We start from the raw sequence: 21,588 nt of genomic DNA, 5'->3' as shown, positions 1-21,588 counted from the left end.
TAGTCCGGCGTCCTCAGTCAATCAGCTGGGCAGCCCTCAACGCCTCCAGGGCCTTGAGCCAGCGAGGGTCCTGCTTGTACTCGACATTGGCAAACGCCTGACCACGCATCCGTGCAATGCGCGGCGACGGCTGCACTTTCAGGCGCTGCGCCGCGCTCAATGCCAGCTCGGCCGCAGCACGGTCATTGCACACCAGGCCCATGTCACAACCGGCACCAAGAGCGGCTTCGATCCGGCTCGCGGCATCCCCCACCACGTGAGCGCCGGCCATGGACAAGTCATCACTGAAGATCACCCCGTCAAATTGCAGCTCGCCGCGCAGGATGTCCTGCAACCAGCGCCGAGAGAAACCGGCCGGCTGGGGGTCGACTTGCGGGTAGATCACATGAGCCGGCATCACTGCCGCCAGTTGCTTGCTCAGGCGCGCAAATGGCAGCAGGTCCTTGGCACGAATCTCATCCAGGCTGCGCTCGTCGTTGGGAATCGCCACATGGGAATCGGCCTCGGCCCAGCCATGCCCGGGGAAATGCTTGCCCGTGGCCGCCATCCCGGCGCTGTTCATGCCGCGGATAAAGGCACCGGCCAACAACGCCGCGCGCTCCGCATCCCCCTCGAAAGCCCGACTGCCCACTACCGCACTGCGCTGATGATCAAGGTCCAGGACCGGAGCAAAACTCAGATCAAGGCCCACAGCCAGCACTTCGGTGGCCATTATCCAGCCACACTGTTCAGCCAGGTATTCGGCATTCGGGTTATCCGCGAGGGCGCGCATGGCCGGCAGACGAACAAAGCCCTGGCGTAGCCGCTGTACCCGGCCACCTTCCTGATCCACCGCCAATAGCAGATCAGGACGGATGGCGCGGATCGCCGCACAGAGCTCACGCACCTGGCGCGGATGCTCGATATTGCGAGCAAAGATGATCAATCCACCCACTTGCGGCTGGCGCAGGAGTTGGCGATCTTCAGCCGTCAGCCAAGTACCGGCGACGTCCACCATCAAGGAGCCTTGCAGGCCAACGGTCATAAAATTTCCTTAATCACAAATACGCGCGCCATCAGCGATGGCTTCCTGGCGACGCAGACAAGGCCGTATCCGCGAGGGACACAGCCGAGCCGATCGACATCGACGAGAGGAAAGCACAGGGGTAAAAACGGGAATCGGCATGGGCGGCTAGCTTAGCGGATGTAAGCTGTCGCGCCCACCCGTGAGGTCAAGCCTTGGCGACTGCCGGGGCCGACTTGCTACGCGGCTTGAGCTGAGCGCTAGCCATGGCTTCGTCTGTGACCCCGGTTTCGGCACGCATGCCGGCGGCGAGGAACGGCACCATCAGCCGCATCACCTGCTCGATGGAGGTATTGACCCCGAAATCGGTCTCGGCAATGGCACGCAGCGCCTTGATACCAGACATGCTGAAGGCCGCAGCACCCAGCATGAAGTGCACACGCCAAAACAACTCGATGGGGGGAATACGCGGCGCCGCTTCGTTAACCAGCAACATATAACGGCGGAATACCTTGCCATACATGTCTTCCAGATAACGCCGCAAATGGCCCTGGCTCTGACTAAAGGCCAGTCCCAGCAGACGCATGAAGATCGACAGATCGTTACCACTACGAGGCTGCACCACCAGCGCCTGTTCGACGAGGATTTCCAACAGTTCCTCAAGACTCGGCTTGCTGTCCGGTTTTGACTGCCGCCGCTCCAGCTCGCGATCAAGACTGATGCAGAAAGGTCCAAGGAAGCGCGAGAACACTGCCTGGATCAACGCCTTCTTGGAACCGAAATGATAGTTGACTGCCGCCAGGTTGACCCCGGCCTTGCTGGTGATCAGCCGCAACGAGGTTTCGGCAAAACCTTTTTCCGCGAACAACTGCTCGGCAGCATCGAGAATGCGTTCAACGGTTTCCGACTGGGCCATGGCTACTCCGCCTGACAAACACTTGTTTGAAACATACGTTTCAGGCTCTGCAATGTCAAGCCTGCCGGCCTCTGCAGAGGCCATACGGCGCGCTATTTAATCATACCTACCGACCTCTGTAGCCAGCCTTCGGCAACGGATTCCAGCATCAGGATGACGACCGCCCGGTAACCCCCAGAAAAAGGAGGATTGCCAAGTGACACTCACTGTATATAATCCCAGTCACTGTATAAAAAGACAGAGCGATCGACATGCTAAAACTGACGCCACGCCAAGCTGAGATTCTGGCTTTTATCAAACGCTGCCTCGAAGACAACGGGTATCCCCCCACCCGTGCCGAAATTGCTCAGGAGCTGGGCTTCAAGTCACCCAATGCCGCCGAAGAACACCTCAAGGCTCTGGCCCGCAAAGGCGCTATCGAGATGACTCCAGGAGCCTCTCGCGGCATTCGCATCCCCGGTTTTGAAGCCAAAACCGACGACTCGCTACCCATCATTGGTCGTGTCGCCGCCGGCGCCCCTATTCTCGCCCAACAGCACATCGAAGAGTCCTGCAACATTAACCCGACCTTCTTTAATCCTCGCGCCGACTACTTGCTTCGGGTCCAAGGCATGAGCATGAAAGACATCGGCATCTTCGACGGCGACTTGCTCGCGGTGCATACCACCCGCGAAGCTCGTAATGGCCAGATTGTAGTAGCGCGCATCGGCGATGAAGTCACGGTCAAGCGCTTCAAGCGCGAAGGCAGCAAGGTCTGGCTGATCGCCGAGAATCCGGAATTTGCCCCTATCGAAGTCAACCTGAAAGATCAGGAACTGGTGATCGAAGGCTTGAGTGTCGGCGTCATTCGCCGCTAAAGGAGGCTCCATGCAGTTCCCCCAGACACCACAGCAAGCACAACTACCACTGTTCGAAGCGTTCCTGGCCCAGCCACTGGCGCCCGCACTCAAGGAAGCGGTCGAATCGCCCTGGAACAACGATCCAGAAGCCTTCAGTGAACTGTCGCTGCGCGGCGCCACCGGGAACTGCCTGAACCTTCTGGCCCCCATCCTCAGGGAGCTGAGTCAGGATCAGGACGCCCGCTGGCTGACCCTGATCGCCCCTCCATCCAGCCTGACCCAAAGCTGGTTGCGGGAGGCTGGACTGAATCGCGAGCGCATCCTGCTGCTGCATCCACGGGGTAATCAAAGCCCGCAGCAGCTCGCTTGTGAAGCCTTAAGACTGGGCCGCAGCCATACCGTGGTCAGTTGGCTGAACCCGCTAAGCGGCAGTGCTCGGCAACAATTGATCAGTGCCGCACGCACGGGTGATGCGCAAAGCCTGAATATTCGCCTGGGATAAATACCGGGAAGTCACAGTAAATGCGCTTGAATGACGCGAGGCTTCTCCAGGATTGAGAAGCCGAAACAAATATGACGAATAACCGGAAGAAAACCGATAAACGGGTTTAGTGGAGAACCCGCGGACCGTCTTCCTTGTCGATTTCACCTTCAACCAAGCGTCCGGCCATCTGCACGCCGACGCTCAACATGGCCTTGGCCACTTCCACATGCTGACCTTGCAAAAAGACTTTGGCATCCTCGGAAAAATCCAAAGTAACCAGAGAACCCTCGTCCTCAGCTCTGCGCAGCTCAATACGACCGTCTGGCAATTCGACAATTTCTAGAAAGGACGTTGGCATAAAAGTCTGGTCTCCACGAAAGGCGGGGATTATATCAGTCATAACCCCCACCTCGCTCAGGATCTTGCATGGCAGCAGCCACTGCTCGACGCGCCACCTTCCCTTCTCCACCCGATGCCCCCTAAGCCGAACCCGCCAAAGAGGCGCAGCAGAGCCCCTCAGAAATTCGGCTTGTATTCAAAACCCGCCGACGCCTGGCTGTCGGAAAACGGCGTGACCAGTGACTTTTTCAGGGTCAACCGATTAACCAGCGAGCCGGGAAACAACTGAATGCTGTTATTGAAATGCTCCACATTCAGATTGAACAGGGTAATGGCGCCGCTGACATTGCCCTCCTGCTCGGCTACCTCACGCATCAGGTTGTTCATCAGCTCCGCAGACTTGAGCTCGGGATAGGCTTCAAACGCCAGGTTCAACCCTCCCAGCAACGCCTTGGTCTCCCGATCCACCAACTTCAACGCCTCGCCATCCGCCACAGATGGCAAGCTGGTGATAGCGCTACGGAGCCCGACTATTTTCCCCAGCAACTGGCTTTCGTAATCCTGAAAACCGGCCACTTGCGGCTCAAGCACATCCAGCACCTTGATCTTCTGCCTCTGGTAGGTGAGCACATCTGACCAGGCCCGTTGCACGCGGTTATAAGCGCTGACGATCTTGTTGTAATGCACATAGGCAAGAACACCCAAGACAATCGCAATCAATAACAACAATTCCATACCCTACTGCTCCATATCATCGGTGACTGTCAGCGGAAGCTCGAAATTGTTGTCCTGCAACTCCGCCAACTCATGCACGAGGGCCAGAACCGGAAAAAGGTTCGGCAATTTAAGCCCCTGCTTGATCTTTGCGTAGAAGCCCGGAAGGTCCTCAAGGGTTCCCGGGTCCTGATAGGCCATGACTTCGGCATCATCGAAGCTCAGACACAAGCGCCCCTGACTGGAAAACTCCAGATTCACATTCTTCAGCTGCCGACAAAGACCCAACAAGAAAACCAGGGTGGTGGGCGTTGCGAACCTTGCGCAAGCCAGCTCACTCTCACCACAAAACATGAAAGTCCTGTTGAAGTCATCGAAGGTAGTCTCGAAGACCTTGCGCCTGGTAATTTTTTTATCCGGGAGATTGCTGCGCACTGCCACGCCCCTCACCCAGGGGAACTCCACCACCAGACTGAAGCGATCGAAGCTCTCATACACCCGCTCGGACTCGCCATCGGATTTTTTCTTGATATGTGAGTTCACATAACGCAGGTGGTGAAAGACAAAAGACAGCTCGTGCCGAGCTCCCTGATAGACCCCCTTGGCCGAAGCCTCGATACGACGACTGTCATTGCCACGGTCATAGTCATCAAACTCACCGCTCAATTGCCTGAAACGCTCATCAGCTGATCCACCCGGGTCCCACAGACCATTACTGAGGAACGAACATTTACGGGCTATCTTCTTCGGTAGCTCGTCAAAGACCGCCTTACGGCTCATCCAGATGTACAGACTGGCAAAACCCAGGCACGCCGCAACAAACACCATCGGGATCACACCAGCCATGGCAGGCACGGCCGCAGCAATAGCCAGCATCAACAGCACCAGGGGCTGGGCATGATCGAATTTCAACCCACCTTTGAAAGTGCGGAGCTTGTCGATAACCTTCAGCAAATCCTCGTTTGACCTGGCGCGCGCAACTTCCGCGTCGCAGTTGGCCAACAAGCGGACCAGCTCGGCATCATGCTTGAGAAACTGCATCATTCTTCCTTGCTCAATTCGCCGGATTCAGAAGTCTGTGGAACGACAGCAGCAACAACATGACCGTCGTGCTGCTGGGCCAACCGCTCTATCTGCGCCAACAACGGATACAACCTCGGCAACTCGATGCCAGCCTCGATCCGCTCACGAAAGACCGCCAGATCACTCAGCGCCCCCGGATCGGCATAAGCCATGATGTCTTCATTGTTGAAGCTCAGGCAGAGCCGTCCCTGGCTGGAGAACTCCAGATTGACCCCATGGAGCTGGCGCGAAAGCGCCATCAACAGATCCAGCGTCGCAAGCGTGGCGAAGCGCTCGCAACGGGCGGGGTCAATGCCGCGCAGCACAAAGGTCTGATTGAAATCGTCGCGGTCGGTCTTGAAGGGCTGTCCAGACAGCGGTATTTCCAAGGGGCTGGACCGAACCGCAATCTCTCTCACCCAAGGGAAATCCACCACCAGACTGTAGCGGTGGTAGTTCGTGTAAACCGTCCTGAAGCCTCCGCTGGCCTCACGTTCGCGACTGGAGATCACATATCGTAGATGGTGATACTCGAATGCCAGCGAATGCCGCTCTCCTCGATACACCCCCTGGAGCGAGTCCAGGATACGGCGCTGCTCAATCTCGCCGCCCCGCTGGTAATCGGTGAACTCGTTGTCCAGTCTCTTCAGGCGCCAGTCGGCACTGCTGTCGAATTCGCTCAAGTCGTTGCCCAACATCATGCACTTGCGGGTAATGCTCTCCGCCAGATCCGTCAACGCCCCAGAGACGCCCTTGCTGACCCGGTAGCTGAAGAAACAAAGAGCCACAAACACCCAGAACATTCCGCCCATGCCATCCATCAACAACCCAGCCGCTAGCGCGGCAAACGCCAGCACCAGGAGCGTTATTGACTGCACATGATCGAACTCCAGGCCACCGGGGAATATCTCCAACCGGTCGAGCACCTCCAGCAGATCCGCCTTGGACTGAGCGTTGATGACTCGCATCTGGCAATCGCTCAGCAGGCGAACTAGCGCTTGGTCACGCAAGAAGAACAACATAAATCTTCCTTGATCAATTAAACGCGTCGCGCATCAAGCGACGCTCAGGCTCAACACTCGTTCAAGCCATCTCGAAAACGAATGGCCAGGGCCTTGAGATTCTGCCGCCAACTTTCCAACTCTTCCCGGCTCAGTTCCAGCTCCGACTCTTCCTCGTCCAGATTGACCGCCACGATCAGCGGCTGGGTCACATCACCCTTGGGCTTGTGTGGTGCTCGCGGCGGTTGAAAGAGTTCGCTGTAAGCGGATAGCAGTTGCGCCAGCCAGGTCTGCGGGCTCTGCGCCAATTCCACCAGCTCCGCCAGCTCGGGAATCGCAATGCTATCCAGCACTTCACGGCTAAGGATCTGCTCGACCCGCGCAGTATTGGCCTGCGGTAGCCGGTAGAACCCTGCAATTTCGTGGCATAGCCCCAGCAAGGCACCGTACAGGTGGAACAGCACCGATTCGCGCCCGGCCTGAACCTGTGCCTGGGCATTCATCGCCCGCCCCTCTTCGGCCCGGGCCAGGGACTCGAGGGCCAAGCCGGCAAAGTAGATTTTCTGATTGGTACGGGTATAGAGCTCGTGGGCCATGTAGGCAGCCTCCACTACAAGAAGAGAACCGAATGCGGACGGCACAGTTTCAAGGATCACTCCCGCGCACCGCAAGGCAAAAGAAAGGCCGCATGACTCCCAACGGAATCATGCGGCCCTGTACAGCGCTACATCGAGGAGCAAGCCCCTCGACACAAACAGTGCTTAGCGCTTGTCTTCGACCTTCCAGGTACCACCGTCGTAGAACGCACGCCAGCCGGTCGGCTTGCCATCAACCTCGGTCTGCACGTACTGCTCCTTGGTCTTGCGGCTATAGCGCACCACCGCCGGACGACCGTCCGGGTCCTTTTTCGGCGCTTCGCAAAGGAAGTGATACTTCGGATCAATTTCGTCCTTGTGCGGGATCAGCTCCAGCACCAGCGGCGCGCGGGTTTCGCGGTTTTTCGGGAACTGACTGGCGGCCAAGAACAGACCCGAAGCACCATCGCGCAGTATGTAAGTGTCGTTGACCTTCTCGCACTTGAGCTCAGGCATCTTCACCGGGTCCATCTTCGGTGGCGCCGCGTCGCCGCTTTTCAGCAGCTTGCGAGTGTTCTTGCAGGTCGGATTGGTGCAACCGAAGAACTTGCCGAAACGGCCTGTCTTGAGCTGCATCTCGCTCCCGCACTTGTCGCATTCCAGGCTCGGGCCTTCATAGCCCTTGATCCGGTAGCTGCCCTCTTCGATCTCGTAACCGGCGCAATCCGGGTTGTTACCGCAGATGTGCAGCTTGCGCTTTTCATCCAGCAGGTAAGCGTCCATCGCCGTGCTGCAGATCGGGCAACGGTGCTTGCCGCGCAGTACCAGGGATTCAGATTCGCCCTCGTCGTCCGCAGCGATCTCATCGCCCGGCACCAGGTTGACGGTGGCCTTGCATCGCTCCTTCGGAGGCAGGCTGTAGCCCGAGCAACCCAGGAACACGCCGGTGGAAGCGGTACGAATCTGCATCGGCCGACCGCAGGTCTGGCACGGAATATCGGTCATCACCGGCTGATTAGCGCGCATGCCGGTGTCAGCGCCCTCGGCCACTTCGAGTTTCTTCTTGAAGTCGCCGTAGAACTCGTCAAGGACGTTCTTCCAGTCGCGCTCGCCCTGGGCCACGTCATCGAGGTTCTCTTCCATGCCGGCGGTGAAGCCGTAGTCCATGAGGTTGGAGAAGCTTTCGGAGAGACGCTCGGTGACGATGTCACCCATCTTTTCCGAATAGAACCGACGGTTGTGCAGGGTTACGTAGCCGCGATCCTGAATGGTCGAAATGATCGCCGCATAGGTCGAAGGACGACCGATGCCGCGTTTTTCCATTTCCTTCACCAGGCTGGCTTCGGAATAGCGCGCCGGCGGCTTGGTGAAGTGCTGGCTTGGATCGAGCTTGATCAACTTCAGCACTTCGCCCTGCGCCATGTCCGGCAGCACATCGTCATCACCTGGCTTGCTGATCTGCGGCATGACCCGGGTGTAGCCGTCGAACTTGAGGATACGGCCCTTGGCGCGCAGCTCGAAGTCGCCAGCGGCCACGCTGACGGTAGTGGACAGGTATTGCGCCGGCAGCATCTGGCAAGCAACGAACTGGCGCCAGATCAGCTCGTAGAGCCGCTCAGCGTCACGTTCCATGCCCGACAGTTTGCTTGGATGGGTGTTCACGTCGGACGGACGAATCGCTTCGTGCGCCTCTTGGGCCCCTTCCTTGCTGCTGTAGACGTTGGGCGAGGCCGGCAGGTACTTGTTGCCGAACTCGTCTTCGATATAGGTCCGCGCCATCGCCACGGCATCAGCCGAGAGATTGGTGGAATCGGTACGCATATAGGTGATGTAGCCAGCCTCATACAGACGCTGGGCCATCATCATGGTCTTCTTCACCCCGAAGCCCAGGCGGTTGCTCGCGGCCTGCTGCAGGGTGGAGGTAATAAATGGCGCCGACGGCTTGCTGCTGGTGGGTTTGTCTTCGCGCTTGGCGACGCTGTAGGCCGAAGCCTTGAGCTTCTCCAGGGCAGCCATGGCCTGTGTTTCATTGAGCGGTTTGAAGGCCTCGCCGTTTTCACGGGCCACTTCAAAACGCACATTCGAGCCCTTGGCGGTGCCCAGATCAGCGTGAACTTCCCAGTATTCTTCCGGGATAAAGGCACGAATTTCGCGCTCGCGCTCCACCACCAGCTTCACGGCTACCGACTGCACACGACCGGCGGACAGGCCACGGGCAATCTTCGCCCACAGCAGCGGCGAAACCATGTAGCCCACCACGCGATCAAGAAAGCGACGGGCCTGCTGAGCGTTGACCCGATGAATGTCCAGCTCGCCGGGCTGGGAGAAGGCTTCCTGGATCGCCTTCTTGGTGATTTCGTTGAACACCACGCGCTTGTAGCGGCTGTCGTCACCGCCGATGGCTTCCCGCAGGTGCCAGGCGATGGCTTCCCCTTCGCGGTCCAAGTCCGTTGCGAGATAGATGGTGTCGGCATCCTTGGCAAGGCGGCGCAGCTCTTCAATGACCTTTTCCTTGCCGGGAAGGATTTCGTACTTGGCCTTCCAGCCATGCTCGGGGTCGACGCCCATGCGTGAAACCAGCTGCTTGCGCGCTTTTTCCTTCGGCGACAAGGCCGGGGCTTCGCCCGCAGCGGCCTTGCCACGCTTGGCGGCTGGCTCTTTGGCGGCGCTCGCCGAACCGCTGGTGGGCAGGTCTCGGATATGGCCGATACTCGACTTCACCACGTATTGGTTGCCCAAGTACTTGTTGATGGTCTTGGCCTTAGCCGGGGATTCCACAATGACCAGCGATTTGCCCATGGATCAGAAAATTCCTGAATTCGAGAAGTGAAAGGCGGTTGGCGCCTGACGCGGCCCCGCTATATATAGTGGCAACAAGGTGAGGTCAAGCGCAGGGTACTGCGCGACCTGCACTTACGTCGGTGAAAAAAGACTGGGTTCGGCCTGCACCAAAGCAAAGCGTGGGACCTGCTCGCCGTCAACTTCGACCGACTCCAGGAACATGCTCAAGGGTCGCACCCAAAAACCGTAATCCCCATACAGGGCTTGGTAAAACACTACTTCTTCTTCCGTTTCCGAGTGCCGCGCCACGCTGAAAACGCGGTACTGCGGCCCCTTGTAATGCTGATAGAGCCCAGGTTGTAACTGCATGCTCTGGCCCTCGTGCAATTTTTTTCAAAATAAAAACAAATAAATCTTCAGAAAAACAAAAACCGGGGCACAGGGCCCCGGCTTCCATCAACCCAACGCTTAAACGCGTTCGAAGACGGTCGAGATGCCCTGGCCAAGGCCGATGCACATGGTGGACACACCGAAGGTGCCGCCATTCTGCTTCATGACGTTGAGCAGGGTCCCGGAGATACGCGCACCGGAGCAACCGAACGGGTGACCCAAGGCGATCGCGCCGCCGTGCAGGTTAACCTTCTCATTCATCTTGTCGAGCACTTTCAGATCTTTCAGCACTGGCAGAGCCTGTGCAGCGAAAGCTTCGTTGAGCTCGAAGAAGTCGATGTCGTTGATGCTCAGGCCTGCGCGCTTCAAGGCTTTCTGCGTGGCCGGTACTGGACCATAGCCCATGATCGCCGGGTCCACACCCGCCACCGCCATGGAACGGATCACTGCCAGCGGCTGGATGCCCAGATCCTGGGCACGCTGGGCCGACATCACGATCATGCACGAAGCGCCGTCGGTGATCTGCGACGAAGTACCGGCAGTCACGGTGCCACCCTTGGGGTTGAACGCCGGCTTCAAGGCCGCCAGGCTTTCCAGGGTAGTTTCGGGACGAATGGTTTCATCGTAGTCGAACAGTTTCAGGAAACCGTTCTCGTCATAGCCCTGCATCGGGATGATTTCGTCCTTGAACTTGCCTTCCACGGTCGCCTTGTGGGCGAGCTGGTGGGAACGCAAGCCAAAGGCATCCTGCTGCTCACGGGTGATGCCATGCATCTTGCCCAGCATCTCGGCGGTCAGGCCCATCATGCCCGAGGCTTTCGCCGCGTACAGGGACATGTGCGGGTTCGGATCGACACCGTGCATCATGCTCACGTGGCCCATGTGCTCGACGCCGCCCACGACGAATACGTCACCGTTGCCGGTCATGATCGCCTGCGCTGCAGTGTGCAGCGCACTCATGGACGAACCGCACAGACGGCTGACGGTCTGGCCAGCCGAAGTATGGGGGATCTGGGTCATCAGCGACGCCATGCGCGCGATGTTCCAGCCCTGTTCCAGGGTCTGGTTGACGCAGCCCCAGATCACGTCCTCGACTTCCGCCGGGTCGACCTTGGTGTTGCGTTCCAGCAGTTTGCTGATCAGGTGCGCCGACATGTCTTCGGCGCGGGTGTTGCGGTGCATGCCGCCCTTGGAGCGGCCCATCGGAGTACGACCGAAGTCGACAATCACGACGTCTCTAGGATTCAAGCTCATATGTTCACTCTCGCTCTAGTGTGGGCGCTTAACCGAAGAAGCTCTGGCCGTTCTTGGCCATTTCACGCAGCTTCGCGGTCGGGTGGTACAGCGCGCCCAGATCGGCGTACTGGTCGGCCAGGGCAACGAACTGGGCAACACCGATGGAATCGATGTAGCGCAGCGCACCACCACGGAATGGAGGGAAACCAATACCGTAGACCAGGCCCATGTCAGCTTCGGCAGCAGTTTCGACGATGCCGTCTTCCAGGCAACGAACGGTTTCCAGGCACAGCGGGATCATCATCCAGTTAATGATGTCTTCGTCAGTGACTTCACGCTGCTCGTAGACGATTGGCTTGAGCACTTCCAGCACCGACGGATCAGCGATCTTCTTCTGCTTGCCCTTCTTGTCGGTTTCGTAGGCATAGAAACCCTTGCCGTTCTTCTGGCCCAGGCGCTTGGCTTCGTAGAGTACGTCCACGGCCGAACGACGATCGTCCTTCATGCGATCCGGGAAGCCTTCAGCCATCACGTCACGACCGTGGTGACCGGTGTCGATGCCGACCACGTCCATCAGGTACGCCGGGCCCATTGGCCAGCCGAATTTTTCCATGATCTTGTCAATGCGCACAAAATCCACACCGGCGCTGACCAGCTTGGCGAAACCGCCGAAGTACGGGAACAGAACGCGGTTGACCAAAAAGCCCGGGCAGTCGTTGACCACGATCGGGTTCTTGCCCATTTTCTTGGCGTAGGCAACGGTGGTGGCAACGGCCAGCTCGCTGGACTTCTCGCCGCGGATCACTTCCACCAGAGGCATCATGTGCACCGGGTTGAAGAAGTGCATGCCGACGAAGTTTTCCGGACGCTTGAGGGCCTTGGCCAACAGGCTGATGGAGATGGTCGAAGTGTTGGACGCCAGAATGGTGTCCTCTTTGACCTGACCTTCGACTTCAGCCAATACCGCTTGCTTGACCTTAGGGTTCTCGACCACCGCCTCGACCACCAGGTCGACGTGACCGAAGTCCCCGTAAGACAGGGTTGGACGAATGCCGTTGAGCACTTCAGCCATTTTCGCGGCAGTCATGCGGCCTTTATCAACGCGACCGACCAGCAGTTTCGCAGCTTCCGCCAAACCCTGCTCGATACCGTGTTCGTTGATGTCCTTCATCAGGATCGGCGTGCCTTTAGAGGCCGACTGGTAGGCAATGCCACCGCCCATGATGCCGGCGCCGAGTACTGCGGCCTGCTTCACGTCCTTGGCGATCTCATCGTAGGCCTTGGCCTTTTTCTTCAGTTCCTGATCATTCAGGAACAGACCGATCAGGCTTTGTGCGGCAGAGGTCTTGGCCAGTTTGACGAAGCCGGCGGCTTCCACTTCCAGAGCCTTGTCGCGGCCGAAGTTGGCGGCCTTCTGGATGGTCTTGATCGCTTCAACAGGCGCCGGATAGTTCGGGCCTGCCTGACCGGCGACGAAACCTTTGGCGGTTTCGAAAGCCATCATCTGCTCGATGGCGTTGAGCTTGAGTTTTTCCAGCTTCGGCTGACGCTTGGCCTTGTAGTCGAACTCGCCGGAAATAGCGCGCTTAACCAGGGCCAGAGCGGCGTCCTTGAGTTTATCGGGAGCAACCACAGCATCGACGGCACCGACTTTCAGCGCGTCTTCAGCACGGTTTTCCTTGCCGGCGGCAATCCACTCGATGGCGTTGTCGGCACCGATGATGCGCGGCAGACGCACGGTACCGCCGAAGCCCGGGTAGATGCCCAGCTTGACTTCCGGCAGGCCGATCTTGGCGCTGGCCGCCATGACGCGGTAGTCCGCCGCCAGGCACATTTCCAGGCCGCCGCCCAGGGCGATGCCATTGATCGCGGCAACGGTCGGCACGTTGAGGTCTTCGAAATCGCTGAAGATCTTGTTGGCTTCGAGGTTACCTGCCACCAGCTCGGCATCCGGCAGCTTGAAGTTATCGACAAACTCGGTGATGTCGGCGCCGACGATGAATACGTCCTTGCCACTGCTGACGATCACGCCCTTGATCGAAGCATCTGCCTTGATGGTGTCAACAGCCTGACGCAATTCATTCAGGGTTAGACGGTTGAACTTGTTGACGGACTCACCCTTGAGGTCGAAATTCAATTCGACGATGCCACTTTCAAGAGCCTTAACCGTGATGGCTTTACCTTCGTAAATCATCAACTGATCTCCACGATATGGAAGCTGAACAGTACACGTCGGACGCTGACTTCTGGCTTGGCACTAACGTCACCGTCGATGCTAACGCCAATCCGCCAGGCACACCCGCCAACGCGATAGTCGGGATTCTGTATAGAGCCGCCTGAGATACAAACGCTCATTTCATACGCCCGTTTGATTTGGGTACGCCACATTCAGGGAAAATCCGGCAATTGTCAATCGTACAAAACGCTGTTTGAAACGCGACTTTGCGGTCACTTCACTGCTCCCCAGATGATCAACACACCCCTGCATTCATCGCCATTCATAGGATCAATATTTAGAAAAATCGCCCTAAATCGTCAGCCCACAGGGAACGATAGCGACTAAGCTGGAGATATATCTGAAGAAAAGGTCAGAAAGTTTTATCAAATAGGGGCACAGCCCAGACAGCAAGAAGCCACCCCAGGGTGGCTCAAACGAGATTACCGGCCTGCCTGGCCATCCCGCCCGATGCTGAGTCGGGCTTTTTATTGCCAAACGCCCACGATTGCCGCGGGCGCCCTCCCCCATGACTTCAGGCCAAGGCCTTGAGCACCGAGGCGATATCCTGCAAGACACTGGCCTCGCCGCGCTCGCTCCAGTACAGGGCGATCAGTTGCTTGTCCGCTTCAACCTTGAAGACCCCTGGCGGCAAGGTCTGCAGATGCTGGAGCAGCAACTCATCGACACAGGGTTCACGCCACTGGTTGACCCAGCTACCAGGGGCTATCTGCCAGTAACTCCAGCAAGCCGATTGTGCGCTGCGCCTCGGCCGGTGGTATTGCGGGCAAGGATTGGGCGGCTCCTGCCCCAACCAGTGCGGCCATTCCTGGGGCGCCAGTTGCATGGCCAACCCCATGCGCCGCGCCTCCAGGCGTAGGGCGATCAAGCCGCTCTGGCGGCGCGAGGGCCGCAGCCACGCCAACGGGCTCAGAACCACCGCAAGGATTGACACCACTATCCAGACCGTCATATCAGTACTCTCGATTTTTAGATGAGCGGGGCCTGGGTGGAACCAACCCGCTTGAAACCAGCCATACTTGAAGCTATTGCAATCCTCAGGAGGAGCGCCTCATGTCCTACCACCATATTCTGGTCGCCGTAGATTTAACCGAAGAGTGCGATCCTGTTATCCACCGTGCTCGCGAGCTGTCGGTGAGCAATGGAGCCAAGCTGTCCCTGGTGCACATCGTCGAACCTATGGCCATGGCCTTCGGCGGTGACGTGCCCATGGATCTTTCGCAGCTGCAGCAGCAACAGTTCGATCAGGCCAGGGAACGCCTGGACCGGCTGATCCACAAGTACCCGGAGCTGACCAAGGAATACAGTCACCTGACCTATGGACAACCGCGCCAGGAAATACATCACCTGGCCAAGGAACAGGAATGCGATCTGATTGTGGTGGGCAGCCACGGCCGTCATGGCCTGGCCCTGCTGCTGGGCTCCACCGCCAATGACGTCCTGCACGGCGCACCGTGTGACGTGTTGGCTGTGCACCTGGCCAAACGCTAAGCCCTCACCCGACAGTTACCAGACCGGTCACTGCTCCGAAAAAAAGCCCGACGCTAAAGTCGGGCTTTTTTATCAAACACCGGTCACTCAGGCATCCAGCTCGGCCCAGCGCTCGACCATCTGCTCCAGCTCGGCATTCAACTGCTCCAGCCGGGCAATGACCGCAGCGGTTTCAGCCGCCGGACGCTGATAGAAACCGGCATCAGCCATCTCCGCCTCGACCCCGGCAATCTGTTGCTCCATGGCATCGATCTGCCCCGGCAGCGCCTCAAGCTCACGCTGCAATTTGTAGCTGAGCTTCTTCTTCGCCGGAGCCTCTTGCACGGGGGCTGGCGCTGCGGCTTGCACCGGCGCAACCACGGCGGAATTCAGTTCGGCCTTGCCGGACTTGTTCTCGGTAACCCCCAGCAGCCGCGGCGAGCCACCCTGGCGCAACCAGTCCTGATAACCGCCAACGTACTCGCGAACCTTGCCTTCGCCTTCAAAGACCAGGGTGCTGGTCACCACGTTGTCGAGGAAGGCCCGGTCGTGGCTGACCATCAGCACGGTGCCCTGGAAGGTCAGCAACACTTCTTCCAGCAGCTCGAGGGTTTCCACATCGAGGTCGTTGGTCGGCTCGTCGAGCACCAGCAGGTTGGCCGGTTTGCTGAACAACTTGGCCAGCAACAGACGGGCACGCTCACCGCCGGACAGGGCCTTGACTGGCGTACGGGCACGTTGCGGACTGAACAGGAAATCACCGAGGTAGCTGAGCACGTGACGGCTCTGGCCATCGATCTCGATGAAGTCGCGACCTTCGGCAACGTTGTCGATCACGGTCTTTTCCAGGTCCAACTGGTGGCGCAACTGGTCGAAGTAGGCCACGTCGATCCGCGTGCCCTCTTCCACCTTGCCGCTGCTCGGCACCAGACCGCCGAGCATCAGCTTGAGCAAGGTGGTCTTGCCGGTGCCGTTGGCGCCCAGAAGGCCAATGCGATCGCCGCGCTGCAGGACCATGGAGAAGTCCTTGACCAGGAACGGGCCGTCCGGGTGAGCGAAGCTGACATTCTCCAGCACCATTACCTGCTTGCCAGACTTGTCGGCGGTTTCCAGCTGAATGTTGGCCTTGCCGGTACGCTCGCGACGCTCACTGCGCTCCACGCGCAGCGCCTTGAGCGCACGCACGCGGCCTTCGTTACGGGTACGCCGGGCCTTGATGCCCTGGCGAATCCACACTTCTTCCTGGGCCAGGCGCTTGTCGAACAGCGCGTTGGCGGTTTCTTCCGCCGCCAGCATGGCTTCCTTGTGCACCAGGAAACTGGCGTAGTCGCCGTTCCAATCGATCAGGCCGCCACGATCCAGTTCGAGGATGCGGGTGGCCAGGTTCTGCAGGAAGGAACGGTCGTGGGTAATAAAGAGGACCGCGCCCTGGAAATCCTTCAGCGCCTCTTCCAGCCAGGCAATGGCGCCGATGTCCAGGTGGTTGGTCGGCTCGTCGAGGAGCAGCAGATCCGGCTCGGATACCAGGGCCTGCGCCAACAGCACGCGACGCCGCCAGCCACCGGACAACTCGGCGAGGGTCTTGTCGGCTGGCAGTTGCAGGCGGCTCAGAGTGCTGTCCACCAGTTGCTGCAGGCGCCAGCCGTCACGGGCTTCGAGGTCGTGCTGGACGTGCATCAGTTTTTCCAGATCGGCGTCGGTGACAATGTTCTGGCTCAGGTGGTGGTACTGGGCCAGCAGCTCGCCGACACCGTCCAGGCCCTGGGCAACCACGTCGAACACGGTCCGCTCGTCGGCCACAGGCAGTTCCTGAGGCAATTCGCCGATCTTCAGACCGGGTGCGCGCCATACGGAGCCGTCGTCGGGCTTCTGATCGCCCTTGACCAGCTTCATCATGCTGGATTTGCCAGTACCGTTACGGCCGATGATGCACACCCGCTCACCACGGGCGATCTGCCAGGACACCTTGTCCAACAACGGCATGGCGCCGAAAGCAAGGGACACATCGCTGAATTTGAGCAGGGTCATGTTCTTCTCCAAAAACCGGGCGCGCATTCTACCTGACTTGCGCCCTCAGAAGGCCCGCTATTTCGCCACCGGCAACCCCGAAGGCACTTTTGTTGCCAACTGATGCCAAGGGCTCGGCAAAGCTTTCACCGGTTGCTGGCAAAAGGCTAAGCTAGTGAACAATCAGTGTTGGCCTTGTCGGCACTTGTCATGATTTCTCTGCCCGGATGTCTCATGCGCAGTCGCCTTTTCAGTGTTTTATCTTGCCTGCTTCTCACCGCCGCAGCCGTCCAATCCGCCCAGGCGGCAGACCTGACTCTACAACGCCAGTATTACGATGAAGCCAAGCGCGCCCTGGCCAAGGGTGATTCCGGCCCCTACTTCCGTTACGCCGATGCGCTGCGCGACTACCCGCTGGAACCCTACCTGGCCTATGACGAGCTGACTGCCCGGCTGAAATCCGCCAGCAACGCCGAGATCGAGAAATTCCTCGCCGAACATGGCGATCTGCCCCAGGCCAACTGGATGAAACTGCGCTGGTTGCGCTGGCTGGCCGAACGCGGCGATTGGGCGACCTTCACCAAGTACTACGACCCGAAACTCAATTTCACCGAGCTGGACTGCCTCAATGGCCAGTACCAGTTGGGACACAATCTCAAGGCCGAAGGCTACGCCGCTACCGAAAAGCTCTGGCTGACCGGCAAATCCCAACCGGCCGCCTGTGACGCGCTGTTCGCCCAATGGGCCGCTGAAGGCCAACTGACCGAACAGAAGCGCTGGCAGCGGGCCAAGCTGGCGGCCGAAGCCCGCAACTACCCTCTGGCCAACAGCCTGGTCAAGAGCATGACCACCCTCGCGCCCCAGGGCCGTCTGCTGGTGGACGTGGCACAAAAGCCGGAGCTGCTGAGCCAGCCTTCGCGCTTCCAGCCCGCCGATGAGGCGATGTCCGACGTGGTCGGCCTCGGCTTGCGCCGACTGGCTCGCCAGGACCCGGACAAGGCCATGGCCCTGCTGGACGGCTATGCCAGCAGCATGCACTTCTCACGTGACGAAAAAGTGGCCATTGCCCGCGAAATCGGCCTGACCCTGGCCCGGCGCTTCGACAGCCGCGCCCTGGAAGTCATGACCAAGTACGACCCAGAGCTGCGGGACAACACCGTCTCCGAATGGCGCCTGCGCCTGCTACTGCGTCTGGCGCGCTGGGAAGATGCCTACCAGTTGACCCGCAAGCTGCCTCAGGACCTGGCCAGCACCAACCGCTGGCGCTACTGGCAGGCGCGCAGCCTGGAACTGGCCCAGCCGAAGAATCCCCAGGCCCTGGCGCTGTTCAAAGGCCTGGCCCGGGAGCGTGACTTCTACGGATTCCTCGCCGCGGATCACGCCAAGGCCCCTTATCAGTTGAACAACCAGCCGCTGATGCTGAGCCAGGCAGTCATCAACAAAGTGCGCAACACTCCGGGCGTGCGTCGCGCCCTGGAATTCCATGCCCGGGGCCAGATCGTTGATGGGCGCCGTGAGTGGTACCACGTCAGCCGGCACTTCAACCGTGACGAAATGGTGGCCCAGGCCAGGCTGGCCTACGACCTGAAATGGTACTTCCCGGCCATTCGCACCATCAGCCAGGCCCAGTACTGGGATGACCTGGACATCCGCTTCCCCATGGCTCACCGCGACACCCTGGTGCGCGAAGCCAAGGTCCGCGGCCTGCATTCCAGCTGGGTGTTCGCCATCACCCGCCAGGAAAGCGCCTTCATGGACGATGCCCGTTCCCACGTGGGCGCCAGCGGCCTGATGCAACTGATGCCTGGTACCGCCAAGGAAACTGCGCGCAAGTTCAGCATTCCCCTGGCCTCTCCCCAGCAAGTGCTGGACCCGGACAAGAACATCCAATTGGGCGCGGCGTACCTGAGCCAGGTCCACAGCCAGTTCAACGGCAACCGGGTATTGGCATCTGCGGCCTATAACGCGGGTCCTGGACGGGTGCGGCAATGGCTCAAGGGCGCCGACCACCTGAGTTTCGACGTGTGGGTGGAAAGCATTCCCTTCGACGAAACCCGCCAGTATGTGCAGAACGTGCTGTCCTACTCGGTGATCTACGGCCAGAAGCTCAACTCACCGCAGCCGCTGGTGGACTGGCATGAGCGCTACTTCGACGATCAGTGAGGCCAGCCTTCTACAAGCCCGCAGCGATGCGGGCTTTTTATTGGGCGGCCACCCATTGCGGGAGCTGGCATGCCGGCAAACAGGCCTTCGGACTCGGCACCAGCTTGATGGCCGCTTTCGCCGGCAAGCCGGCTCCTACGCAGATGCCTGAGGGCCGTCGTTGAATTGCAGGGCCGCCAATCGCGCATAGAGCGGACTGTTGGCGATCAGTTGCTGATGAGTACCTACCGCCACCAGCCTGCCCTGATCCATGACCGCAATCCGGTCGGCATTCTTCACCGTGGCTAGGCGATGGGCGATCACCAGGGTGGTGCGGTTCTTCATTAGACTGGGCAAGGCTTGCTGAATCAGATGCTCACTCTGCGCATCCAGGGCGCTGGTGGCCTCATCCAGCAACAGGATCGGCGCATCCACTAACAGCGCTCGAGCAATTGCCAGGCGTTGCCGCTGTCCGCCAGAAAGTCCCAGTCCGCCATCCCCCAGGTGAGTCTGATAACCCTCTGGCATCTGCTCGATGAACTCGTGGGCATAGGCGATCTTCGCCGCCTCCTGGACCTGGGCCAGGGTGGCACCAGGATTGCCATAGCGGATGTTCTCTTCGATGCTGCCGTAGAACAGCGCCGGGCTTTGCGACACCAGGGCAAAACAGCGCCGCAGATCCAGCGGATCGAGCTGGGTCAGGGGCACCCCATCCAGCAATATCCGCCCCTGCTGCGGGTCGTAGAAACGCAGCAGCAGATCGTAGAGGGTGGATTTGCCTGCCCCCGACGGCCCGACCAACGCCAGGGTTTCTCCGGCCTGAACCTTCAGGCTAAGGCCATCGACGGCGTAGCGGTCCGGCCTTGACGGATAGGAAAAGCTCAGGCCGTCCAACTCCAGATCGCCCTGCACACGTGCCGGCAAACTCACCAGACCGCTACTGGGCGCCTGGATAATGTTCTCCGCCCGCAGCAGTTCGGCGATCCGCTCCGCAGCTCCGGCAGCGCGCTGCAGTTCGCCAATGACCTCACTCAAGGTGCCAAAGGCGCTACCGACAATCAGGCTGTAGAACACGAAAGCCGCCAGCTCACCGCCGGAAATACGCCCGGCGATCACATCCATGCCTCCTACCCAGAGCATCACCCCCACCGCGCCCAAGACCAGGACGATCACCAGAGTGATCAGCCAGGCGCGCTGGACAATACGCTTGCGCGCGGTATCGAAGGCCTGCTCCACCGTCACGGCAAAGCGCTGCTCGTCCTGGGCCTGGTGGTTGTAGGCCTGGACCGTCTTGATCTGCCCCAGCGTCTCGGACACATAGCTGCCGACATCAGCGATCCGGTCCTGACTCAAGCGCGACAGGCTGCGCACCCGGCGGCCGAAAATCAGGATCGGCACCAGCACCAGCGGCAAGGCCACCACCACGATGCTGGTGAGCTTGGGGTTGGTGACGAACAGCAGGACGATCCCTCCCAACACCATCAGGGCATTCCGCAGGAACAACGACAGCGAAGAACCGATCACCGACTGCAGCAAGGTGGTGTCCGCCGTGAGTCGCGACTGGATCTCCGAACTGCGATTGTTCTCGTAGAAGCCGGGATGCAGGTAGATCAGGTGATTGAACACCTGACGCCGGATGTCCGCCACGCAGCGCTCGCCGATCCAGGACACCAGATAGAAACGCACGAACGTGCCTATCGCCAGGGCCAGGACCAGCAGCAGGAACAGGCCAATGGACTGGTTCAGCAAATGCGGGGACTGGGTCATGAACCCCTGGTCCACCAACAGGCGAATCCCCTGCCCCATGGACAAGGTGATGCCCGCAGTAACAATCAATGCCAGCAGGGCGCCGAGCGCCTGCCAACGGTAGGGAGCGATAAAACGGCTGGCCAGATGCAACGCCCGGCGGTGACGAGAAGAGAGCATGCAGTTCATCCATTGACGCACCGGCGACTGACCCGTTGCAGCGGCGGCAACGAGAGGAATTCGCAGGAACTTTGCTAAATCACAATGAGTCAGGTTGATTATGACCGCTGACACTAGCGCCTAGAGATTATCGGTCTAATCCGTGGCTGGCACTCCCCGGGCATTTCTGTTGGAGTGAAGTCGCCGGGCCAGCCCTTGCGGCGGTCTGTAACAGCTTGGTCACCCGGCCATTCTAGAGTAAGCACACAACCTGATGAGGAGACAGGCCATGTCCTTGCAACACAGCAGCAATGACAAGATTCAAGTAATCCGTACCCAGCCGAACCAGTCTCTGGGGTGTGCCATCATCGACGCCCAGGGTCGCGAAGTACCTATTACTGAAGAAATGATCCAGAACGCCTGCCGCGAGCTGGAAAAGCGACTGGTCAAGCCTGCTCGGCAAGATTGACAATCAGCCTCATGTCCTC

The 21,588-nt window shown here is 59.4% G+C and carries 19 protein-coding genes; 5 read left to right on the top strand and 14 right to left on the bottom strand.

Features of this window, described 5'->3' with window-relative positions; genetic code table 11:
• Nucleotides 1-13: 13 nt before the first annotated feature.
• Nucleotides 14-1,024, bottom strand: a complete 1,011-nt coding sequence (nagZ, locus tag ACMGF8_RS15125) for a beta-N-acetylhexosaminidase (protein WP_207167331.1) — start codon at nucleotides 1,022-1,024, stop codon at nucleotides 14-16.
• Between the two features lie 187 nt (nucleotides 1,025-1,211).
• On the bottom strand, nucleotides 1,212-1,919 hold the full coding sequence (locus ACMGF8_RS15120) for a TetR/AcrR family transcriptional regulator (protein ID WP_016967101.1): 708 nt from the start codon (nucleotides 1,917-1,919) through the stop codon (nucleotides 1,212-1,214).
• A gap of 251 nt (nucleotides 1,920-2,170) precedes the next feature.
• Between ACMGF8_RS15120 and lexA the strand changes: the two genes are divergently transcribed.
• Together lexA and sulA are read left to right on the top strand one after the other, a co-directional pair.
• Entirely contained in the window at nucleotides 2,171-2,776 is a 606-nt protein-coding gene (gene lexA, locus ACMGF8_RS15115; RefSeq protein ID WP_102863772.1) for a transcriptional repressor LexA, read from the top strand.
• A 10-nt stretch (nucleotides 2,777-2,786) separates the two neighbouring features.
• Nucleotides 2,787-3,260, top strand: a complete 474-nt coding sequence (gene sulA, locus ACMGF8_RS15110) for an SOS-induced cell division inhibitor SulA (protein ID WP_250329364.1) — start codon at nucleotides 2,787-2,789, stop codon at nucleotides 3,258-3,260.
• Between the two features lie 106 nt (nucleotides 3,261-3,366).
• Here sulA and ACMGF8_RS15105 read toward each other — a convergent pair whose 3' ends face one another.
• The 10 genes from ACMGF8_RS15105 to ACMGF8_RS15060 all read right to left on the bottom strand — a co-directional run bounded on the left by ACMGF8_RS15105 (nucleotide 3,367) and on the right by ACMGF8_RS15060 (nucleotide 14,528).
• Nucleotides 3,367-3,600, bottom strand: a complete 234-nt coding sequence (locus ACMGF8_RS15105) for a hypothetical protein (RefSeq protein WP_102864101.1) — start codon at nucleotides 3,598-3,600, stop codon at nucleotides 3,367-3,369.
• A 158-nt stretch (nucleotides 3,601-3,758) separates the two neighbouring features.
• Nucleotides 3,759-4,316 carry a LemA family protein gene (locus ACMGF8_RS15100; RefSeq protein WP_416760104.1) on the bottom strand — a complete coding sequence of 186 codons (558 nt, stop codon included), beginning with the start codon at nucleotides 4,314-4,316 and terminating at the stop codon, nucleotides 3,759-3,761.
• A gap of 3 nt (nucleotides 4,317-4,319) precedes the next feature.
• A complete protein-coding gene (locus ACMGF8_RS15095) occupies nucleotides 4,320-5,339 on the bottom strand; it encodes a hypothetical protein (protein WP_416760103.1) in 1,020 nt (339 codons plus the stop codon).
• Entirely contained in the window at nucleotides 5,336-6,379 is a 1,044-nt protein-coding gene (locus ACMGF8_RS15090) for a hypothetical protein (RefSeq protein WP_416760101.1), read from the bottom strand. Before ACMGF8_RS15090 ends, ACMGF8_RS15095 begins: the two co-directional genes overlap by 4 nt.
• A 50-nt stretch (nucleotides 6,380-6,429) precedes the next feature.
• The gene (locus ACMGF8_RS15085; RefSeq protein WP_416760099.1) at nucleotides 6,430-6,954 is read right to left on the bottom strand and encodes a DUF6586 family protein; all 525 of its coding nucleotides are present in this window, start codon (nucleotides 6,952-6,954) and stop codon (nucleotides 6,430-6,432) included.
• 165 nt (nucleotides 6,955-7,119) lie between these two features.
• Nucleotides 7,120-9,732 carry a type I DNA topoisomerase gene (topA, locus tag ACMGF8_RS15080; RefSeq protein ID WP_102863778.1) on the bottom strand — a complete coding sequence of 871 codons (2,613 nt, stop codon included), beginning with the start codon at nucleotides 9,730-9,732 and terminating at the stop codon, nucleotides 7,120-7,122.
• A gap of 114 nt (nucleotides 9,733-9,846) precedes the next feature.
• Nucleotides 9,847-10,083: a DUF1653 domain-containing protein gene (locus ACMGF8_RS15075; protein ID WP_102864102.1), complete on the bottom strand. Its 237-nt coding sequence runs from the start codon at nucleotides 10,081-10,083 to the stop codon at nucleotides 9,847-9,849.
• Nucleotides 10,084-10,182: 99 nt separating this feature from the next.
• Nucleotides 10,183-11,358, bottom strand: coding sequence for an acetyl-CoA C-acyltransferase FadA (gene fadA, locus ACMGF8_RS15070; RefSeq protein WP_416760096.1), 1,176 nt, complete (start codon nucleotides 11,356-11,358; stop codon nucleotides 10,183-10,185).
• A gap of 28 nt (nucleotides 11,359-11,386) precedes the next feature.
• The gene (gene fadB, locus ACMGF8_RS15065; protein ID WP_416760094.1) at nucleotides 11,387-13,534 is read right to left on the bottom strand and encodes a fatty acid oxidation complex subunit alpha FadB; all 2,148 of its coding nucleotides are present in this window, start codon (nucleotides 13,532-13,534) and stop codon (nucleotides 11,387-11,389) included.
• Between the two features lie 556 nt (nucleotides 13,535-14,090).
• Entirely contained in the window at nucleotides 14,091-14,528 is a 438-nt protein-coding gene (locus ACMGF8_RS15060) for a hypothetical protein (RefSeq protein ID WP_250329362.1), read from the bottom strand.
• A 101-nt stretch (nucleotides 14,529-14,629) separates the two neighbouring features.
• On the opposite strand from ACMGF8_RS15060, the gene ACMGF8_RS15055 reads away from it, so the two are divergent.
• On the top strand, nucleotides 14,630-15,067 hold the full coding sequence (locus ACMGF8_RS15055; RefSeq protein WP_047302975.1) for a universal stress protein: 438 nt from the start codon (nucleotides 14,630-14,632) through the stop codon (nucleotides 15,065-15,067).
• A gap of 87 nt (nucleotides 15,068-15,154) precedes the next feature.
• Here the strand turns inward: ACMGF8_RS15055 and ACMGF8_RS15050 are convergent, their stop codons facing one another.
• Entirely contained in the window at nucleotides 15,155-17,074 is a 1,920-nt protein-coding gene (locus ACMGF8_RS15050) for an ATP-binding cassette domain-containing protein (RefSeq protein WP_102863783.1), read from the bottom strand.
• Nucleotides 17,075-17,287: 213 nt separating this feature from the next.
• Here ACMGF8_RS15050 and ACMGF8_RS15045 point away from each other — a divergent pair, with 213 nt between their 5' ends.
• Nucleotides 17,288-19,216 carry a transglycosylase SLT domain-containing protein gene (locus tag ACMGF8_RS15045; protein ID WP_416760091.1) on the top strand — a complete coding sequence of 643 codons (1,929 nt, stop codon included), beginning with the start codon at nucleotides 17,288-17,290 and terminating at the stop codon, nucleotides 19,214-19,216.
• Nucleotides 19,217-19,351: 135 nt separating this feature from the next.
• Here ACMGF8_RS15045 and ACMGF8_RS15040 read toward each other — a convergent pair whose 3' ends face one another.
• On the bottom strand, nucleotides 19,352-21,130 hold the full coding sequence (locus ACMGF8_RS15040) for an ABC transporter transmembrane domain-containing protein (RefSeq protein WP_162884122.1): 1,779 nt from the start codon (nucleotides 21,128-21,130) through the stop codon (nucleotides 19,352-19,354).
• Between the two features lie 259 nt (nucleotides 21,131-21,389).
• Between ACMGF8_RS15040 and ACMGF8_RS15035 the strand changes: the two genes are divergently transcribed.
• Complete coding sequence (locus tag ACMGF8_RS15035) at nucleotides 21,390-21,569, top strand: PA1571 family protein (RefSeq protein ID WP_102863786.1); 180 nt, start codon at nucleotides 21,390-21,392, stop codon at nucleotides 21,567-21,569.
• Nucleotides 21,570-21,588: the final 19 nt, after the last annotated feature.

The organism is Pseudomonas sp. BNK-7, from assembly GCF_048072025.1.
In the GTDB taxonomy this organism is placed as follows: Bacteria; Pseudomonadota; Gammaproteobacteria; order Pseudomonadales; family Pseudomonadaceae; genus Aquipseudomonas; species Aquipseudomonas danubii.
The sequence above is the reverse complement of the archived record's forward strand: the minus strand, read 5'-3'. Positions and strand labels throughout refer to the sequence as shown.

Coding starts and splice junctions, on each gene's coding strand:
- nagZ (WP_207167331.1), bottom strand. CDS start 1,024: ATGACCGTTGGCCTGCAAGGCTCCTTGATGGTGGACGTCGCCGGTACT.
- ACMGF8_RS15120 (WP_016967101.1), bottom strand. CDS start 1,919: ATGGCCCAGTCGGAAACCGTTGAACGCATTCTCGATGCTGCCGAGCAG.
- lexA (WP_102863772.1), top strand. CDS start 2,171: ATGCTAAAACTGACGCCACGCCAAGCTGAGATTCTGGCTTTTATCAAA.
- sulA (WP_250329364.1), top strand. CDS start 2,787: ATGCAGTTCCCCCAGACACCACAGCAAGCACAACTACCACTGTTCGAA.
- ACMGF8_RS15105 (WP_102864101.1), bottom strand. CDS start 3,600: ATGCCAACGTCCTTTCTAGAAATTGTCGAATTGCCAGACGGTCGTATT.
- ACMGF8_RS15100 (WP_416760104.1), bottom strand. CDS start 4,316: ATGGAATTGTTGTTATTGATTGCGATTGTCTTGGGTGTTCTTGCCTAT.
- ACMGF8_RS15095 (WP_416760103.1), bottom strand. CDS start 5,339: ATGATGCAGTTTCTCAAGCATGATGCCGAGCTGGTCCGCTTGTTGGCC.
- ACMGF8_RS15090 (WP_416760101.1), bottom strand. CDS start 6,379: ATGTTGTTCTTCTTGCGTGACCAAGCGCTAGTTCGCCTGCTGAGCGAT.
- ACMGF8_RS15085 (WP_416760099.1), bottom strand. CDS start 6,954: ATGGCCCACGAGCTCTATACCCGTACCAATCAGAAAATCTACTTTGCC.
- topA (WP_102863778.1), bottom strand. CDS start 9,732: ATGGGCAAATCGCTGGTCATTGTGGAATCCCCGGCTAAGGCCAAGACC.
- ACMGF8_RS15075 (WP_102864102.1), bottom strand. CDS start 10,083: ATGCAGTTACAACCTGGGCTCTATCAGCATTACAAGGGGCCGCAGTAC.
- fadA (WP_416760096.1), bottom strand. CDS start 11,358: ATGAGCTTGAATCCTAGAGACGTCGTGATTGTCGACTTCGGTCGTACT.
- fadB (WP_416760094.1), bottom strand. CDS start 13,534: ATGATTTACGAAGGTAAAGCCATCACGGTTAAGGCTCTTGAAAGTGGC.
- ACMGF8_RS15060 (WP_250329362.1), bottom strand. CDS start 14,528: ATGACGGTCTGGATAGTGGTGTCAATCCTTGCGGTGGTTCTGAGCCCG.
- ACMGF8_RS15055 (WP_047302975.1), top strand. CDS start 14,630: ATGTCCTACCACCATATTCTGGTCGCCGTAGATTTAACCGAAGAGTGC.
- ACMGF8_RS15050 (WP_102863783.1), bottom strand. CDS start 17,074: ATGACCCTGCTCAAATTCAGCGATGTGTCCCTTGCTTTCGGCGCCATG.
- ACMGF8_RS15045 (WP_416760091.1), top strand. CDS start 17,288: ATGCGCAGTCGCCTTTTCAGTGTTTTATCTTGCCTGCTTCTCACCGCC.
- ACMGF8_RS15040 (WP_162884122.1), bottom strand. CDS start 21,130: ATGAACTGCATGCTCTCTTCTCGTCACCGCCGGGCGTTGCATCTGGCC.
- ACMGF8_RS15035 (WP_102863786.1), top strand. CDS start 21,390: ATGTCCTTGCAACACAGCAGCAATGACAAGATTCAAGTAATCCGTACC.